Raw genomic sequence first — 16,911 nt, 5'->3', positions numbered from 1 at the left:
GCAAGAATTCTGCGGGCGGTCCAAAGGGGCCGCCCGTTTTACGTTTGAGAGAAGGCCTTGATGTGTCCCGCCACCGCATCAGGCGTTTCTTCATGGGCCAAATGGCCGACCCCCTCCAGAACGACCAGTTCCGCGTTCGGCATCGCTTTCGCGGCCCGCTCAGCGACCGAGACGCTGACGGCACTATCCTTCGCGCCGTGGATGAACAGCGTCGGTGTTTCAATCCGGGGCAAAGCGCGGTTCAGATCCGACAGGGACCATTGCGCCATCATCCCGAGCGTTCCGTCGATGTGTGGCTTGCGCCCGATCAGCTGCGCATAGGGTTTCAGCAAGGCGTCCGGCAGAGCGCTGCCGGTCGACTTGATCACGGCGCGCGCCTGGGACATGGATTGGGGGCCGTCTGACAGGAACATGCCGGTCAGAGGGTTCAACACGAGGATCTTGGCGATCACCGGAAAGATCAGGCCTGCGGCGCCTTTGAAGTCCTCTAGCGCTCCGTTGAGAATGACGATCTGCTTGGGCGCAATCAGCCCGCGCCGCGTCATTTCCAGCGCGATGGCACCGCCGGCGGAATGGGCAATCACGATGCGGGGGGAGATCGCTTGATCGCCAAGCAGGTCAGACAGATCCTGCGCAACATCCGGCAGCCGCGCCCGACCCTTGGGGCTTTGGGTAAACCCCTGACCCGTCAAATCAGGCACAAACAAGCGGAATAGAGACTGCATCTGCGGGATAATCGGTGCCCAGGAATGGGCAGAGGCCCCGGCGCCGTGCAACAGCAGGGCGTCTGGCCCCGCGCCCATCTGCTGCACATGCCAGCGATGCGGCGCAACGGCGACGACGCGGCTGGCCTCTCGGTTCGGCCAATCGGGGGGTGGCAGGCTCACGGGGTCAGCGCCGCGTCCACGGCGCGTGAGAGGTTGCGGCTGTCGGCGCGGGGCAGGGGCAGGTACGGCGCGCCCATGTCGCGCGCCAAAGCGTCGAGGCCCCGTGTCGGGCGTTGGCCGGTGTCGATGACGAGCGCGGGATACCCCTCCGCCCGGATCGCGCGGGCCATCAGGGTCGCATCCTCCGCAGCCGTGGTGCGGTTCGCAGTGCCCGACAGGTCCACGTTCGCCCGCCCATCCGTGAGCAGTGCGATGGAGGGCGTCATGCCCTTGCTTTTGGCCAATTCCGCCAGATGCAACGCCGCTTTCAGGCCCGCCGCAAGCGGAGAGCCTCCGCCACCGGGCAGGCTGGACAGGCGGCGTTTGGTCTGTACGAGCGACCGGGTCGGCGGCAACAGCACGTCCGCGCCGTCTCCGCGAAAGGCCACAAGGGCGACGTGGTCGCGCCGGGCGTAGGCTTCGGCCAGTAGCAGCTCGACCGCGCCCTTCGCTTCCGCCAGCCGTGCCATGGCGCTGGAGCCGGAGGCATCGACCACGAAGATGATCGCCCGGTCGGAGGTTTCCTTGAAACGGCGCAGGCGGATATCGGACATCCGCACATGCACGCGGTCTGTAACCCCGGTGATATCCGCGCGGATCTTCTGCCAAGGGGCGGCCGCGCGCAGCGTGGTGACCAGATCAACCCGAGCGTCCCCGCCCATGCGCCCCGCCCGCGGCGGCAAAGGCCGCCCGCGTCGGTTGCCGGTTTTCGACGCGCCAGAGCCGCTGGCTGCCGCTGACCGTGTGGCCTTTCCAGCGGCCAGGCGCGCCAGAAGATCCGGCGGTAGCATCGCGCGCGCGGCCTCCAGCAGCATTTCTGCGGGGGGCAAATCCAATGTCTCTTCCGCATCACTCTCCGGCTCATCCGGGGCGCTGTCGTCGGGTGGTGGGGGCGGATCGTCCGGCATCTCCTCGGGTGCCTCCGGCATCCGCGTGGCGCGGGGGGCGAGGACGAGTTCGACGGCGGTCAGAAGATCCGGCTCTTCAATCGCATCAGCGCCGGACAGGGCGGCAGAAGCGCGGGCGACGGCCAGCGCCTGCAATGGGGCGCGCAGGGACAGGATGCCCAGACGCGCAGCAACTTCGGCCAGTTCTGAGACGGCGCTGTCCGGCGTTTCGATCAACGGCAGCCGAGCCCGCGCCTCGGCCAAGGCGTCGAGGTCGATGGCGAGATCCGGCGCATCCGCAAGCGCGTGATCGGTAAGGTCGACATGGATCGCAAGGCGGTCAAGCAGCGCGTCCGGCGCGCGTTCGCCGGGCTCCGCCCCTTCATCCAGCGCGATGATCGACAGGCCCCGCCCGGCATCCAAAGCGTTGGCCAAACGGCCCGCAAGCCCCGGTTCAACCCGCTCCGCCATGGGCAGGAACAACACCCCGGGCTCCGCCAATAGACCCTTGGTTTGGGTCAAAACACCGGTGTCGAGCGTTGCCGCCAGATCAATGCCCCCAAAAAGCGCTTCATCCGGCATGCTCGGCGCCATCCGTCGTACAGATAGACCCTGTAGTGCAGATTTGAGACCGTTTTCGAGCCGATCCCGCACCGGACCAACCCGTGCCCGGACCCAAAAGCCACCCATCGCGGCAGGGTCCAGCGCCAAACACGCGACCGCAAGGTTGATCCCTTGCCAGCGTGTCTCCGCATCACTCACCCCAGAACCTCTTCCACCACCCGCGCGACGCGTGTGGTCGAGCCCGCATCGTCCAGTGGGTCGCGGCGCAGGCGGTGGCGCAACGCACTGGGCGCGACCGTTTTCAGATGGGCGCGCGTGACGGCACTGGCGCCCTCAAACGCGGCCAAGGCACGGGCGGCGCGCAGAAGCGTCAGCTCTCCGCGCAAGCCGTCGGACCCAAGCGCTACGCACAGCGCGGCGCAATCGCGAAGCATGTCGTCGCTGGCCTCAACCGTCGCCAAACGGCCCCGCGCTGCAACGATCTGCGCCCGCAGATCCGCGTCCGCGCTGGCCCAAGAGGCGCCAAACGCAACCGGGTCGCGGTCATAGGCATCGCGACGGCGGATCACGTCAATGCGCACGTCGATATCGGTGGGGCTGGAAACCTCCACCGACAGACCAAACCGGTCCAACAGTTGCGGCCGCAGCTCCCCTTCCTCGGGGTTGCCGGAGCCGACAAGAACGAACTTGGCCGAGTGGCGGATCGAAAGCCCTTCCCGCTCGACCACGTTGTTGCCGGACTGGGCGACGTCCAGCAGCAGATCGACCAAGTGGTCATCCAGCAGGTTCACCTCGTCGATGTAGAGATAACCGCGATTCGCGCGGGCCAGTAGACCCGGCTCAAACGCCTTCTCGCCCTTGGTCAGAGCCTTCTCGATATCCAATGCGCCGACGACGCGATCTTCGGTGGCGCCGAGGGGCAGGTCGATCACGGGCGTTGGCTTTGACACCAATTCGTCATCCCTCAGAACGACCCAATCCGGCACGTCAGAGACGCGCGCAGAGTTCACAGGACAGCCGGAAACAGCCTCAATCGGGGGCAGCAAAGCCGCCAGGCCGCGCACGGCGGTGGACTTGCCCGTGCCCCGGTCGCCAAACACCAGAACGCCGCCGATGCCGCCATCAATGGCGGTCAGGATCATGGCGCGCTTCATTTCTTCCTGGCCGACAATCGCCGAGAATGGGAAAGGGCCTGGTTCCATGACATCTTTCATTCTGCTGCAATTCCTAATTCTTCTTTGGGCCTATGGCCGTCAATGGGCAATGCGCCAAAGTCCGGCGTCGCGCCTTCCCATGTGCCCTCAACCGCGTCGACGTTGAAGCGGGCATAAAGCTCTTCCCGGAACCACCCTTCGTCCCGCACGGCGCGGATCGCCTGGGCGTGGGGGCCGTCCTTGCGGGCGAAATTCGCCATCGAGGTGGCGTCTGGCCAGATGGAGAAGGTGACTTGGTGCAGCAAGGGCACCTCGCCGATGCCGATCTTGAACATCACGTTCGGGTCGTCGCCGATGACGGAGGAAATCCCGGGCACGCGGCCCCAGAAACGCGCCGCCACCTTAGGCTTCACGGTGGCGCGGGTCAGCGCCGCAATCGGGCCGCGCCCTTCCGTGCCGACGTCAAATGGCTGTTCCCCGGCCCAAGTGCCGCGCGCGGAGGTGGGTGTCAGAAACAACGTCATGCGCTCGGACGCCATTTCGCCATAGCGCCGAAACACCCGCGCGCCAAAGAAGGCGCGGCGGGCGAAATCGTGATCGGGCCAGGTCGCGAGGATCGCGTAAACGGAGGTGTTGGGCAGGGGTGTAAACCCCTCGCCCGTGCCGGACCCGCACAGCTTCCACGTGCCGATGTCACGGACATCGCGCATCGCCGGACGGGCCAGGCCCATCTGTGCAAACGCCCAAAGGCGCGCAGGTGTGGAGCCGAAACGGTAAAGGCTCAGGGTCGTCGATTGCATGGTTGGTCGCTCCATGTGTCAACTAAGTCTGACACAATGGTCGCACTTAGGGAAGTCAAATCACCTTTGCAAAATGAGAATACTGGCCTTACTGTCAACTTATGTGGACAGTATTGAACTGGAATAACCTGTGACGAACGCCTCTCGGGCAATTGTAATTGGAGCAGGCCTGGGTGGCCTGTCGGCGGCCATGCGCCTTGGGGCAAAGGGCTACCGCGTGACGGTTCTGGACCGTTTGGATCGCGCGGGAGGCCGTGGATCCTCGATCAGCCAGAATGGCCACCGATTCGATCTTGGCCCCACGATTGTTACCGTGCCGCAGGTGTTCGAGCAGCTTTGGGCCGATTGTGGCCGCGATTTCCGCGCCGAAGTCGATCTACGTCCTGTCGATCCCTACTATGAGATTCGCTGGCGCGATGGCTCCAATTTCCGCGTGAACGGCGACAATGCGGCGATGGAGGCCGAGGTCGCCAAGCTGTCGCCCGGCGACGTTCCCGGCTACCGCAAGTTCCTGCGCGATAGCGAAACGCGGTATGAGTTCGGGTTCGAGGGCCTGGGCCGTCGTCCGATGAACAAGCTGATGGACCTGGTGCGAGAGCTTCCGGGTTTCGTGAAGCTGCGCGCGGATCGCTCCGTGTACGCCCATGCCTCCAAGCGGGTGCGCGACGAACGGCTGCGCATGGCGCTGTCGTTCCACCCGCTGTTCATCGGCGGTGACCCGACGCGCGTGACGTCGATGTATATCCTGGTGAGCCACCTGGAGAAGGAGTTCGGCGTCCACTACGCGATGGGCGGCGTGCAAGCGATGGCCGACGCCATGGTGCGCGTGATCGAGGACCAGGGCGGAGAGGTTCGGCTGGGTGAAGACGTGGCCGAAATCACCGTGGAACAGGGTCGAACCAGCGGTGTTGTCATGGAATCGGGTGAGGCGCTGACCTCGGACATCGTGGTGTCCAACGCCGATCCGGGCACGACCTATGAACACCTTCTCTCCAAACAGACAAAGAAGCGGTGGACGCCGAAGCGGCTAAACAGATCGCGGTGGTCCATGGGGCTGTTCGTTTGGTATTTCGGCACCAAGGGCACGCGCGACAAGTGGGCTGACGTCGGCCACCACACCATCCTGAACGGCCCCCGCTATAACGGGCTGCTGGATGAAATCTTCATCCGCCGCAAGCTGGCCGACGATATGTCGATCTACCTGCACCGTCCTTCCGTCACGGACCCGAGTGCTGCGCCCGAGGGCGATGACACCTTCTACGCCCTGTCCCCCGTGCCAAACCTGCACGGCAAAAGCGTCGATTGGGCCAAGATGACGGAAACCTACCGCGCCAATATGGCCAAGGTCCTGAACGACCAGATGATCCCCGGGTTCGAGGATCACCTGAGCGCGTCCCACATCTTCACACCGCAGACCTTCGTGGACCGCTACCGGTCGCCCCACGGGGCCGGCTTCTCACTGGAGCCGCGGATTTTCCAATCCGCCTGGTTCCGTCCGCACAATATCTCGGAAGAAATCGACGGTCTCTATCTGGTCGGCGCGGGCACCCATCCCGGCGCGGGCATCCCCTCCGTCGTGACCTCGTCGGAGGTGCTTAACAAGCTGGTGCCTGCCGCCAAGAACCCCGTGATCCCTCCGATCCAACGGCTGGCCGCGGAGTGAGCATGATCAACGAACAAGACATGGCCCATTGCCGCGACGCGATTCGCGAAGGCTCCTATTCATTCCACGCCGCGTCCAAGCTGCTGCCGTCGAAGGTCCGTGATCCAGCTCTGGCACTCTACGCCTTCTGCCGCCTGGCCGATGACGAAGTGGACTTTGGCGCCGACAAACCAGCTGCTGTTCTGGCGCTTTCAGAACGTCTCGAACACGCTTATCAGGGCCGTCCAAGAAACCACCCGACGGATCGCGCCTTCACCGCCATGATCGAGGAATTCGACATGCCGCGCGCCTTGCCCGAAGCTCTCTTGGAGGGCTTGGCCTGGGACGGGATGGAGCGGCGCTATGCGACCCTGTCCGAGCTGCGCAGTTACTCGGCCCGTGTGGCCTCTGCCGTCGGCGCGATGATGTGCGTGTTGATGCGCGTGCGCGATGAACAGGCCCTGGCCCGCGCCTGTGATCTTGGCGTCGCGATGCAACTGACCAATATCGCCCGCGATGTGGGTGAGGACGCTCGCGAACGGCGTCTCTACCTGCCGACGGACTGGTTGGAGGAGGAGGGGATCGATATCGAACGCCTCTTTGCCAACCCGCAATCCTCTCCGCGTCTCAAGAAGCTGACGAAGCGGCTGCTGTCGGAAGCCCACAAGCTCTACCTGAAGTCCGAGCCCGGCATCGGGCGCCTCCCGCTTTCGGCGCGCCCTGGCATTTTTGCGGCCCGCCATTGTTATGATGCCATCGGGCGGAACCTCGCGCGCCATGGCCATGACAATGTCAACCGCCGCGCCACCACGACGGGCGGTCACAAGATGCGCCTTTTGGGTCTTTCGATTGTTCGCGCTGGCCTTGCCAGCGTGCTGCCCGAAAGCCCTGTGATCTTCGCCAAACCATTGCCCGAGACGGCTTTCCTTGTCGAAGCCGCCGCCCATCCCGCGCCCAACAAGGACGCCTGGAGCGATCCGCTGCTATCGGTCCTTAGCCAGTTGAAGGCCCAGGATTTCCCTCACGCAGCGGAATGATCACCCCTCCGCCACCGCGCGGGTCCGCCATAGGGTGAACAGCCCGGCGCAAACGACGATGCCTGCCCCGATCAGCACGTTGGTGGCCAAGACCTCTCCGAACACCAACAATCCAAGGGCCGAGGCGAAGACCAGCTGAAGGTAGGCGAAGGGTTGCACGGCGGAGGCTTCGGCCACCTCGTAGGTCTTGATCAGCAGGAAGTGCCCGGTTGCACCCGTGACGCAAAGCGTCGCCATCCAGGCCCAATCCCGCGCGCTCATCGGTTCCCAGAACCAGACACCGATGCAGGTTGTCACCACTGCGCCTGCCGTGCCCGTCCAGAAGAAGCTGGTGGCCGCGCGGTCCTTTGCGGCGACATAGCGGGTCAGCAGGTTGTAGAGCGCGAACATGAAGGCGGAGGCCAGCGGCACCAGCGCGTAGATGGAAAAGACGCCAAACCCCGGTTGCAGGATCACCAACACGCCGACAAAGCCGATCCCGATCGCCGTCCACCGCCGCCAGCCGACCTTTTCGCCCAGGATCGGGCCCGAAAGCGCTGCGACTAGCAGCGGGTAGCAGGTGAAGATCGCGTGCGCCTCCACCAGGCCAAGAAGCACGAAGGCGCCGACCATGACGCAGATCTCAGCCGCCAGAAGGACGCCTCGGAACGCTTGCAGCACCGGCTGCTCTGTCTTCGCCGCCGCCCGCACGCCGCCCGCTTGGCGGGACGCGATGGTGATGACGAAAACAGCGAAGAACCAATAGCGGATCATCACGACCATGAAGACGTTGTATTCACCCGCAAGGTGGCGGCTGATCCCGTCCTGCATGGCGAAGACGAAAGTGGTGGCGATCATCAGGTAAATGCCAAGGCGCGGATTGCTCGTCATGGCATGCGTCCCCGGGTCATATGCGGCTTGGCGTTGAAGCCCTTGATGCGCTCGACGATGAATCCAGCGGCGGCCAACGTCCGCCGAATGCGCCCTACGGCCGTATAGGTCGCGAAGGTCCCACCGGGTGCGGTATGGGCGGCGACAGCGTGCAGGAGCGGGTCTTCCCACAGCTCAGGATTTTGAACGGGGGCAAAGCCATCAAGGAACCACGCATCGGCTCTAACCAGTGTGTTAGAGAGTGTTTTGCGGGCATCGCCGTGGATAACCTCTAGCCTGAAATCAGGGCCTGACACGGGGCTTCGCAGGTCATTCTCCAGCAGGATCTGCACCGGAAGATCAGGGAAAGATGCGAGTGCGCGCGCCCGGTCGTCCCGCGCCATCGGATGGGCCTCGAACGACGTGAAGTGCAGGGTCCCAGGCGTGCCTGCGTCTCGAAATGCCTGCAAGGTCGCGAGGAAATTCAGGCCCGTGCCAAAGCCCAGTTCGGCCACATGGAACCCATCGCGGAACCGCGCGGGCAGGTCGTTTCCGTCCAGAAAAACGTAGCGCGTTTCGGCCAAACCATCCTTCAGCGAATAGAACGGATCGCCAAACTGAACCGAAATCGGGACGTCGCCACGCCATTCGATCTTATGCTGGTCCTTGCACATCCTACGCCCTATCCCATGCCAAGCGGACGTTCTGCCAAGCCTGACGGAGTTGCAATGACCGAAATCACCATCCGAGGCGCCGGGATCACCGGGCTGATGTGCGCCTGGATGCTGGTGCGGCGCGGGGCGCGGGTGCAGGTGGTTGATCCCCATGGCGTCGGGGCGGGTGCGTCGGGCGGGATCGTGGGCGCCCTAGCGCCCCATGTGCCGGAGAATTGGAACGCAAAGAAGGCCATGCAGTTCAAAGCCTTGGATGAGGCAGAGGCGCTTTGGGCTGAAATCGCAAGCGTTGGCGGCAAGGACCCGGGCTATGCACGCACCGGGCGCGTTCAGCCTTTGGCCGATGCGGCTGCCGTGGCCTTGGCAGAGCAACGCAGCCAGACGGCGCAGGACCTTTGGCAGGGGCGGTATCAGTGGAAGGTCGTGCCCGCAGAAGACCTCCCCTCGCCCACGGGGCTCGTCATACACGACACGCTCACGGCCCGCATTCACCCGCGCCAAGCCTGTGTTGCGCTGGCGGCGGCATTGGTGTCATCAGGTGTCAAACTCGTTCCAAATGGCAGGAAAAGCGGCATTGAGATCTGGGCGACGGGCGTAGACGATTTGATCCAGATGTCGGAGGCGCGAGGGAGGTTAGTCGGCGCGCCAATCAAGGGGCAAGCGGCGCTTTTGCGGGCTGACATGCGGGGCGCGCCGCAGGTTTTCGTGGATGGCTTGCACATCGTGCCACACAGCGACGGGACAGTCGCGGTCGGCTCTACTACAGAGCGAGAGTTTGACGATGCGACAAGCACCGACGCACAGCTTGATCCGTTGATCGAGGCCGCGCGGGCTGCGGTGCCTGCCTTGCGCGATGCGCCGGTGATCCAGCGCTGGGCTGGGTTGCGGCCTCGGGCGAAAAGCCGTGCGCCGATGGTGGGGCTGCACCCGCTTCACGAAGGGGCCTACATTGCCAACGGGGGCTTCAAGATCGGTCTCGCGATGGCGCCGGTCATGGCGGAAATGCTGACGCGGCTGATCCTTGATGGGGAAGACACAATCCCGGATGATTTCCGCCCCGAGGCCAGCTTTTGAAGGCGCTGGACATCGCCGGATGCTCCGCTCAAAACTTGGGCAAATGAGGGGGCGATAATGGCACAGCAACACGGCGGAAAGATCCTGGCGGATCGCTTGGCGATGCACGGCGTGGGCCGTGTATTCTCGGTTCCGGGGGAAAGCTTTCTGGCCGCGTTGGATGGGCTTTATGACCACGACATCCCCAATATCGTCTGCCGTCAGGAAGGCGGCGCCGCGATGATGGCAGAGGCGCACGGCAAGATGACCGGCACCCCTGGCGTGCTGTTCGTGACGCGGGGGCCGGGGGCCACGAACGCCAGCGCGGGCTTGCATATCGCGATGCATGACGCCACGCCGATGGTGTGCTTTGTGGGGCAAATCCCGTTAAAGCACCGCGACCGCGGCGTGTTTCAAGAGGTTGATTACAGGGCGTTTTTCGGGCCGCTGGTGAAGTGGGCCGCTGAGGTAGAGCGCACAGACCGTTTGGCCGAATACATCGACCGGGCCTTTGCCGTCGCCCAAGCCGGGCGTCCCGGCCCGGTGGTTCTTGCGCTGCCGGAAGACATCCTGTCGGCTATGGCCGAGCCGCCGAAACAACGCCCTGGCGCGCGGGCGATGGCCTCGGTCCACGGTGATGAAATCGCGCCGATGGTCGAAGCGTTCAAGCTGGCCGAACGGCCCTTGATTCTGTGCGGCGGGCCGCATTGGAGCGACACCGACAAACAAACCGCGCAAGAGCTGGCCGAACGGACCGGCGCGCCGATTGCCGTGACGTTCCGCAAGCAGGACTACATCGATAACGACCACCCCAACTACGCCGGAGATCTTGGTGTCGGTGCCAATCCAAAGCTGCAAAAACGGCTGACGGATGCCGATTGCATTCTGCTTCTGGGGGCGGAGTTGAACGACATCACCACGGCGGATTTCACCCTGATCGATCCCGCCGAGCCGCCCACGATCCTTCAGGTGGCGCCGAGTGCCGAGGCCGCCTCAAAGACCTACCCCGCGACCTTCGCTCTCACCGGCACACCTAAATCAATGCTACATCAATTTCTGCAAGCCACACCCCAAAGCCACGACCGAGGGGCAGACGCCGCGCGCCTGGATTACGAGAAATGGCAGATCCCGCAGCCCACCCCCGGTGCAGTGCAGATGGAGCAGGTGATCAGCTGGCTGCGTGACAATGCCAACCCTGACACGATCATCACCAATGGCGCCGGGAACTACGCCGCGTTCCTGCATCGCTACTACCGCTTCCGGCAGTATGGCACGCAGATCGCGCCGACGTCGGGCTCCATGGGGTATGGTTTGCCCGCGGCGGTGTCCGCGAAGCTGCAGTACCCCAATCAGCCGGTGATTTGCCTCGCAGGTGACGGCTGCTTGCAGATGACCATTCAAGAGCTGTCCACCGCGCGGCAGCACGGGGCGGATATCATCGTGATCGTCGCCAATAACGGGCGCTATGGCACCATCCGGATGCATCAAGAAAACCACTACCCGGGCCGCGTCTCGGGGACCGATCTGTTCAACCCCGATTATGCCGCCCTGGCCGAGGCCTACGGCGGGACCGGGCATCTTGTGACCGAGAACGCGCAATTCGCGCAGGCCTACACCCAGGCTTTGACTGGCGGATTGCACATCATCGAGCTGGCGCTTGACCCGAAGATGTTGGCGACCACCAAAAGTCTTTAGGCCGCGTCACCTTCCGAGCGTCCCCCCAACACGCGAACTTCGCGCTGTGGGAACGGAATGGAAATGTCGTTGGCGCTGAACGCATCCCATAGCGCCAGGTAGACGTTGCCGCGGATGTTGGTCAGCCCGCCCGTCGGGTCCTTGATCCAGAAGCGCAGGATGTAATCGACGGAGTTATCTCCGAACCCCACGATGTGACAGACGGGCGGGCGATCCTTCAGAACGCGATTGACCTCTTGGGCGGCATCGATTGCAAGCTTTCGCACGATATGCGGATCGTCGCCGTAGGAGGTGCCGAAATAGATGTCGAGCCGGACAAAATCGTTGGAATGGGACCAGTTGACCACCTGATTGGTGATCAGATCCTCGTTCGGGATCAGGTATTCCTTGCCGTCCCGTGTGACGACGCTGACATAGCGCGCGCCAAGGGAATTGATCCAACCAAAGGTCTCGCCCAGGGAAATGACGTCCCCCGGTTTGATCGACTTATCCAGCAGGATAATGACCCCGGACACCAGGTTAGAGACGACTTTCTGCAGACCAAAGCCAAGGCCAACACCGATGGCACCGGACAGAACCGCAAGACCGGTAAGGTCAATCCCGGTCAGCCGCAGGCCCATGTAGATCGCGATGCCGTAGAAGGTGACTTGCAGGAACTTGACCGCAAGGACCTGCATCGAGGGCGACATCTCGTCATTCTTTTCGATCCGCGAGGATGCGGTCCCGGTCAGGAAGCGGGCGATGACCACGAGGGCCGTGACGACGAGTATTGCTTGCACCAGGACCAGTAGGGACAGGCGCGCCTCGCCCAGGTCGAAGCCCACGGAATCAAGGATCGCGGCGGCCTCATCCGTCAGGTTCAGGATCACAAGCGTCACGAAGACCCAGGCGCCGTAGCGCACGATCCCGCGCAAGAACGCCGAGCGGATCAGGCGGGTGGCGAAGACCACGAAGAGCCAGGCCGTCGAAAGCTCGGCAATGATGGTGAGGATGAAGGAACGCGACGGCCAGGTGACTTCTCGCATCACAAGGACGGTGATCCAGATGAGGATCACGAAGAAGATGATGAAAAGGCGTCGGTGGACGATGGCTAGGATGCGCATGCGCCACGTCGGCCAGCCCTCTCGCGAGGCCATCCAGGCCCGGATACGCGGGCCAAGAACGCGCTTGAGGAGCCAGGCCAGCAGCAAAAGCGCGATGGTGATGCCGATCTGATAGGCGTTCCACGCCCGCAGAAGCGACGCGACAAACGTCTCTGCCTGGCCTAATAGACCCGAAATCTCGGCCACGGCGTTTTCCAACGCCTGGGTATCGGCGTCGACGATCTCTTCTGGGATATCTTCGGGGTCCATTTCGGTCCTTCATGGCGTATGGACAAGCCTAGCCTCCCGCTGAGGCAACGGGCAAGCGCCACCCTTGGCAAGGCGCGCGCGCCCGTGTAATTCCTGCCCCATGACCCGTTTCTTCGATATCGGCGACCGCGCCCGCCTGCCCTGGCGCTTTTTCGGCGCGCAGACCCTTTGTATGGGCGGCCTATGAGCCGCGCCTGACCGATATCTGACCAGACCCAAACTCTTTCTCCGACAGGATCCAGCCATGACCGGCAAGACACTCTACGACAAAATCTGGGACGCGCATTTGGCCCATGAGACCGAGGACGGCACCTGCCTTCTCTACATCGACCGCCATCTGGTCCACGAAGTGACGTCGCCCCAGGCCTTTGAAGGCCTGCGCATGGCGGGCCGCAAGGTCCATGCGCCCGACAAAACCATCGCCGTGCCGGACCACAACGTGCCCACGACGCCCGGCCGCAACGACCCCAAGAACATGACCGAGGATAGCGCCATTCAGGTCGCCGCCCTCGACAAGAACGCCAAGGACTTCGGCATCCACTATTACCCGGTGTCCGATGTGCGCCAGGGTATCGTGCACATCGTGGGGCCCGAGCAAGGCTGGACCCTGCCCGGCATGACCGTTGTGTGTGGCGACAGCCACACCGCGACCCACGGCGCATTCGGTGCGTTGGCCCACGGCATCGGGACGAGTGAGGTGGAGCATGTGCTGGCCACCCAAACGCTGATCCAGAAGAAGTCCAAGAACATGAAGGTGGAAATCACCGGCAAACTGGCGCCCGGCGTGACCGCCAAGGACATCACGCTGACCGTGATTGGCGTGACCGGGACCGCAGGCGGCACCGGCTATGTGATCGAGTACTGCGGCGAGGCGATCCGCTCGCTGTCCATGGAAGGGCGGATGACCGTCTGCAACATGGCGATCGAGGGCGGCGCCCGTGCGGGCATCATCGCGCCGGATGAGACGACGTTTGAATACTGCATGGGCCGCCCCCACGCGCCGAAGGGCGCCCAATGGGAAGCCGCACTGGCCTGGTGGAAGACGCTCTATTCCGACGATGACGCCCACTGGGATGAGGTCGTGACGATCCGCGGCGAAGACATCGCACCGGTCGTGACCTGGGGCACCTCGCCGGAGGATGTGCTGCCGATCACGGCGGCGGTCCCGGCGGCGGACAGTTTTGAAGGCGGCAAGGTCGGCGCGGCGCAACGCTCGCTGGACTACATGGGCCTTGAGGCGGGCACGCCGCTCAATGAGATCGAGATTGATACGGTCTTCATCGGCTCCTGCACCAACGGGCGGATCGAAGACCTCCGCGCGGCGGCCGAGATCCTGAAGGGCAAGAAGGTGGCCGTGAAGCGCGCGATGATCGTGCCGGGCTCGGGCCTTGTGCGGGCGCAGGCGGAAGAAGAGGGCCTTGCCGACATCTTCAAGGACGCCGGTTTTGAGTGGCGCCTTGCGGGCTGCTCCATGTGCCTGGCGATGAACCCAGACCAACTGGCCCCGAAAGAGCGCTGCGCGGCGACGTCGAACCGCAACTTCGAGGGCCGCCAGGGTCGGGGCGGGCGCACGCACCTGATGTCACCGGCGATGGCGGCGGCGGCGGCGATTACCGGACGTCTGACGGATGTGCGCGAGTTGATGTAAGGCGCTCAAGTAGCGAAGCGGTAGCGCGACCGGAGCCTTCGAAGGCTCTGGTCACGCCTCAATCGGCTCGGGCACGAAACGGCGCGCGGTGCGGTCTCGGCCAAGGCTGAGACACAGGATCACGACGGGCAGAAGCCCGACACCGGCAATGACGAGGGAGGGGCCAGCGGCCTCTCCCAACCGCTCATCGGCGGCAAGGCGATGGGCTTGCACCGCCAGCGTGTCGAAGTTGAACGGGCGCATGATCAGCGTTGCGGGCAATTCCTTCATCACATCGACGAACACGATCAGCAGGCCGGTGAGGATCGACGGGCGTAGGATCGGCAGATGGACGCCCGAGAGCATGCGGCTTGGGGTGCGACCGAGCGTGCGCGCGACGGCGTCGACGTTGGGGTTGATGGTACTCAAACCCGCATCATAGGCACTGAGTGCGGCGGCCATGAAGCGGACGCCATAGGCCGCGACCAGCAGCCAGATTGAGCCGGTGATCAACAGGCCCGTGTCGATGCCGTAGCGGGCCTCCATGAACGCATCCAGCGCGTTATCAAAGGCCGCGAAGGGCACGATCAGGCCGACGGCGATCACGCCGCCGGGCACCGCATAGCCGAGGCCCGCAACGCGGATCGCGGCTTTGGCCGCTGGTGTCGGGTGCAGGCGCGCGTTGAAGCCGAGGGTGACGGCGGCGGCAACGGTGATAACGGCGGCGATGGAGGCCAGGACAAGGGAGTTGCGCAGGAACCGCAGGTAACGCTCGGTCAGAAGGTTGTCGAAGCTGTCCCACCCAAGCGACAAGAGCAGGAACACCGGAAGCGCGAAGCCGAGGATGACGGGCAGGGCACAAAAGGCGACGGCGCCGGTGGCGCGCCAGCCGGTCAGGGTGACGGCCTGCATCGCCTCAAACCGGCGACCCGCGCCGTGCTGGCGTTGGTCGCGGCGTTGGCGACGCTCCAGTGCTGCGATGACGAGGGCGACGATGAGCAGGCACAGCGCGAGCTGCGCCGCGCCGCCGCGGTCGAAGAAGGAATACCACGCCTGATAGATGCCCGTGGCGAAGGTCTGAACGCCGAAGTAGGAGACGGTGCCGAAATCGGCCAGCGTTTCCATCAGTGCCAGCAACGTGCCGCCTGCGATGGCGGGGCGCGCGATGGGCAGCGAGACGCGGAAAAACGCGCTCCACGGGCCATGGCCGAGGGTGCGCGCGGCGATATAGGCGGTGGCGCTTTGCTGCAGGAAGGCGGCGCGCGTCAGCAGGTAGACATAAGGATAAAGGACGAGGATCAGCATCGCTGCCGCGCCACCAAGCGAGCGGATTTCCGGGAACCAGTAGTCACGGGGGCCCCAGCCCATGATGTCGCGCAGGCTCGTTTGCACCCAGCCGGGGTGATCTAGAAAATCGGTATAGGCGTAGGCCAGGACGTAGGCTGGAAAGGCCAGGGGAAGGGCCAGGGCGATTTCCAGCATCCGACGACCGGGGAAGCGGGTGGCGGTAACAAGCCAGGCGGCACCCGTGCCGATGATTGCGGTGCCGATGCCGACCAGCAGAATCAGGAGCGCGGTGGTTCCCGCGTAGCGCGGCAGGACGGTGGTGGAGAGACGTTGGAACGTCTCGGTTCCGCCGGTCAGGGCAGCGATGGCGACGGCGGCCATGGGCAGAAGGCATACGCCAGCGGCGAGCCAGGCGAGGGTGCCAAGCCGAAGCGGGGAGGGGATGCGAAAGCGCTGCGCCATAATCTGGGTGTTTTTGTCGGGATTGGCGGGGAATGCAAGCTGCGCTTGCACAGGTCCGCCCCTCCTCGGCCGTGCGGCTTGCGCCGCAAACCTCCTCGCAGCGGTCTTAGCGGGTGAGAATTGTAGGGAACCAATCCTGGCGCAGCTTGTCTCCTGCTTGCATGTTGTGGCCCGGAAACGGCGGAGAGGTAGGGCCGGGGCGGTCCACATAGTGGGCATCGTCGCCAAGGAAGCGCAGTGAGAAGGCGCGCCTGCGGTTAGCAGCCTCATTCCCACGCGCGCCGTGGAGGATCCAGTAGTTGAAGGCGACCGCATCGCCGGGCTCCAGCGCCCATTCAACGACCTCCATGCCCTCGGCGTCCGGATCGGGGACGGGAATGTAGGCGTCACTGTCCGGGTAGAAGTTATCCTCGTTTAGCCAGCGTGTGGGGACGACGGGTTTGGGCCACAGATGTGACCCTGCAACGCAGCGTAGAGACGCATTTGTGACCGGATCAACGGGCGCCCAGAAGCTGACGTTCTGCTGGCCGCCGACGAAGTAATAGGGGCCATCCTGGTGCCAGGGCGTGGGTTTGGAGGTGCCGGGCTCCTTGACCAGCACGTGGTCGTGGAAGAGCTGCGTGGTGTTGGAGCGCATCAGATCGGCGGCGACCTCTGCGGCGGGGGAATTGCGGATGACGTCCTCGAATTCCGGGATGCGCTGCCAGTTGCAGTAGTCATCGAAGAAGCGCCCGGTGTCGCCGGGCTTGAGGTTCTCAGCCGCATAGGGGCCGGGGTCCGCCATGTTGCGGGCAATGCCCGCGCGGATCGCCTCGACGTGACCTGCGAAGAGGCCCCGGATGACGGTGACGCCCTTGGTCTGGAACTCGGTGATCGTGTCGGTAGTCAGAAGCGCGTGCATC

Annotated in this window: 14 protein-coding genes; 5 read left to right on the top strand and 9 right to left on the bottom strand. The window is 64.2% G+C overall.

The annotated features are described in order from the left end of the window. Positions 1 to 38: 38 nt before the first annotated feature. The 4 genes from bchO to crtA are packed head-to-tail and all read right to left on the bottom strand — an operon-like array spanning position 39 to position 4,331. The gene (gene bchO, locus AC6I9R_RS00735) at positions 39 to 887 is read right to left on the bottom strand and encodes an alpha/beta fold hydrolase BchO (protein ID WP_461427019.1); all 849 of its coding nucleotides are present in this window, start codon (positions 885 to 887) and stop codon (positions 39 to 41) included. Then, the gene (locus AC6I9R_RS00730; protein WP_461427020.1) at positions 884 to 2,575 is read right to left on the bottom strand and encodes a magnesium chelatase subunit D; all 1,692 of its coding nucleotides are present in this window, start codon (positions 2,573 to 2,575) and stop codon (positions 884 to 886) included. Before AC6I9R_RS00730 ends, bchO begins: the two co-directional genes overlap by 4 nt. Next, complete coding sequence (gene bchI / locus AC6I9R_RS00725) at positions 2,572 to 3,579, bottom strand: magnesium chelatase ATPase subunit I (protein WP_461427021.1); 1,008 nt, start codon at positions 3,577 to 3,579, stop codon at positions 2,572 to 2,574. Before bchI ends, AC6I9R_RS00730 begins: the two co-directional genes overlap by 4 nt. Positions 3,580 to 3,587: 8 nt before the next feature. Continuing rightward, positions 3,588 to 4,331 carry a spheroidene monooxygenase gene (gene crtA, locus AC6I9R_RS00720; RefSeq protein ID WP_461427022.1) on the bottom strand — a complete coding sequence of 248 codons (744 nt, stop codon included), beginning with the start codon at positions 4,329 to 4,331 and terminating at the stop codon, positions 3,588 to 3,590. 130 nt (positions 4,332 to 4,461) lie between these two features. On the opposite strand from crtA, the gene AC6I9R_RS00715 reads away from it, so the two are divergent. Beyond that, complete coding sequence (locus AC6I9R_RS00715) at positions 4,462 to 5,994, top strand: phytoene desaturase (protein WP_461427023.1); 1,533 nt, start codon at positions 4,462 to 4,464, stop codon at positions 5,992 to 5,994. Between the two features lie 2 nt (positions 5,995 to 5,996). Continuing rightward, the gene (gene crtB, locus AC6I9R_RS00710; RefSeq protein ID WP_461427024.1) at positions 5,997 to 7,010 is read left to right on the top strand and encodes a 15-cis-phytoene synthase; all 1,014 of its coding nucleotides are present in this window, start codon (positions 5,997 to 5,999) and stop codon (positions 7,008 to 7,010) included. On the opposite strand, the gene AC6I9R_RS00705 is transcribed toward crtB, so the two are convergent. Beyond that, complete coding sequence (locus AC6I9R_RS00705) at positions 7,011 to 7,880, bottom strand: DMT family transporter (RefSeq protein WP_461427025.1); 870 nt, start codon at positions 7,878 to 7,880, stop codon at positions 7,011 to 7,013. Beyond that, positions 7,877 to 8,533, bottom strand: coding sequence for a tRNA (5-methylaminomethyl-2-thiouridine)(34)-methyltransferase MnmC2 (mnmC2, locus tag AC6I9R_RS00700; RefSeq protein WP_461427026.1), 657 nt, complete (start codon positions 8,531 to 8,533; stop codon positions 7,877 to 7,879). The genes AC6I9R_RS00705 and mnmC2 overlap by 4 nt, the downstream gene beginning before the upstream one ends. 54 nt (positions 8,534 to 8,587) lie before the next feature. On the opposite strand from mnmC2, the gene AC6I9R_RS00695 reads away from it, so the two are divergent. Together AC6I9R_RS00695 and AC6I9R_RS00690 are read left to right on the top strand one after the other, a co-directional pair. Continuing rightward, the gene (locus AC6I9R_RS00695; protein WP_461427027.1) at positions 8,588 to 9,607 is read left to right on the top strand and encodes an NAD(P)/FAD-dependent oxidoreductase; all 1,020 of its coding nucleotides are present in this window, start codon (positions 8,588 to 8,590) and stop codon (positions 9,605 to 9,607) included. A 57-nt stretch (positions 9,608 to 9,664) separates the two neighbouring features. Then, a complete protein-coding gene (locus AC6I9R_RS00690) occupies positions 9,665 to 11,281 on the top strand; it encodes a thiamine pyrophosphate-binding protein (protein WP_461427028.1) in 1,617 nt (538 codons plus the stop codon). Here the strand turns inward: AC6I9R_RS00690 and AC6I9R_RS00685 are convergent. Next, the gene (locus tag AC6I9R_RS00685) at positions 11,278 to 12,633 is read right to left on the bottom strand and encodes a mechanosensitive ion channel family protein (protein WP_461427029.1); all 1,356 of its coding nucleotides are present in this window, start codon (positions 12,631 to 12,633) and stop codon (positions 11,278 to 11,280) included. The two genes, AC6I9R_RS00690 and AC6I9R_RS00685, sit on opposite strands and share 4 nt — an antisense overlap. 244 nt (positions 12,634 to 12,877) lie before the next feature. Between AC6I9R_RS00685 and leuC the strand changes: the two genes are divergently transcribed. Continuing rightward, positions 12,878 to 14,281 (top strand): 3-isopropylmalate dehydratase large subunit, encoded by a 1,404-nt coding sequence (gene leuC, locus AC6I9R_RS00680; RefSeq protein ID WP_461427030.1) that lies wholly within the window; start codon positions 12,878 to 12,880, stop codon positions 14,279 to 14,281. A 51-nt stretch (positions 14,282 to 14,332) separates the two neighbouring features. Here the strand turns inward: leuC and AC6I9R_RS00675 are convergent, their stop codons facing one another. Together AC6I9R_RS00675 and AC6I9R_RS00670 are read right to left on the bottom strand one after the other, a co-directional pair. Further along, positions 14,333 to 16,009 carry an ABC transporter permease gene (locus AC6I9R_RS00675; RefSeq protein ID WP_461427031.1) on the bottom strand — a complete coding sequence of 559 codons (1,677 nt, stop codon included), beginning with the start codon at positions 16,007 to 16,009 and terminating at the stop codon, positions 14,333 to 14,335. Positions 16,010 to 16,115: 106 nt separating this feature from the next. After that, a complete protein-coding gene (locus AC6I9R_RS00670) occupies positions 16,116 to 16,910 on the bottom strand; it encodes a phytanoyl-CoA dioxygenase family protein (RefSeq protein WP_461427032.1) in 795 nt (264 codons plus the stop codon). Position 16,911 lies beyond the last annotated feature (1 nt).

Source organism: Gymnodinialimonas sp. (assembly GCF_059726805.1).
This window is presented reverse-complemented; position numbering and strand designations above follow the sequence as displayed.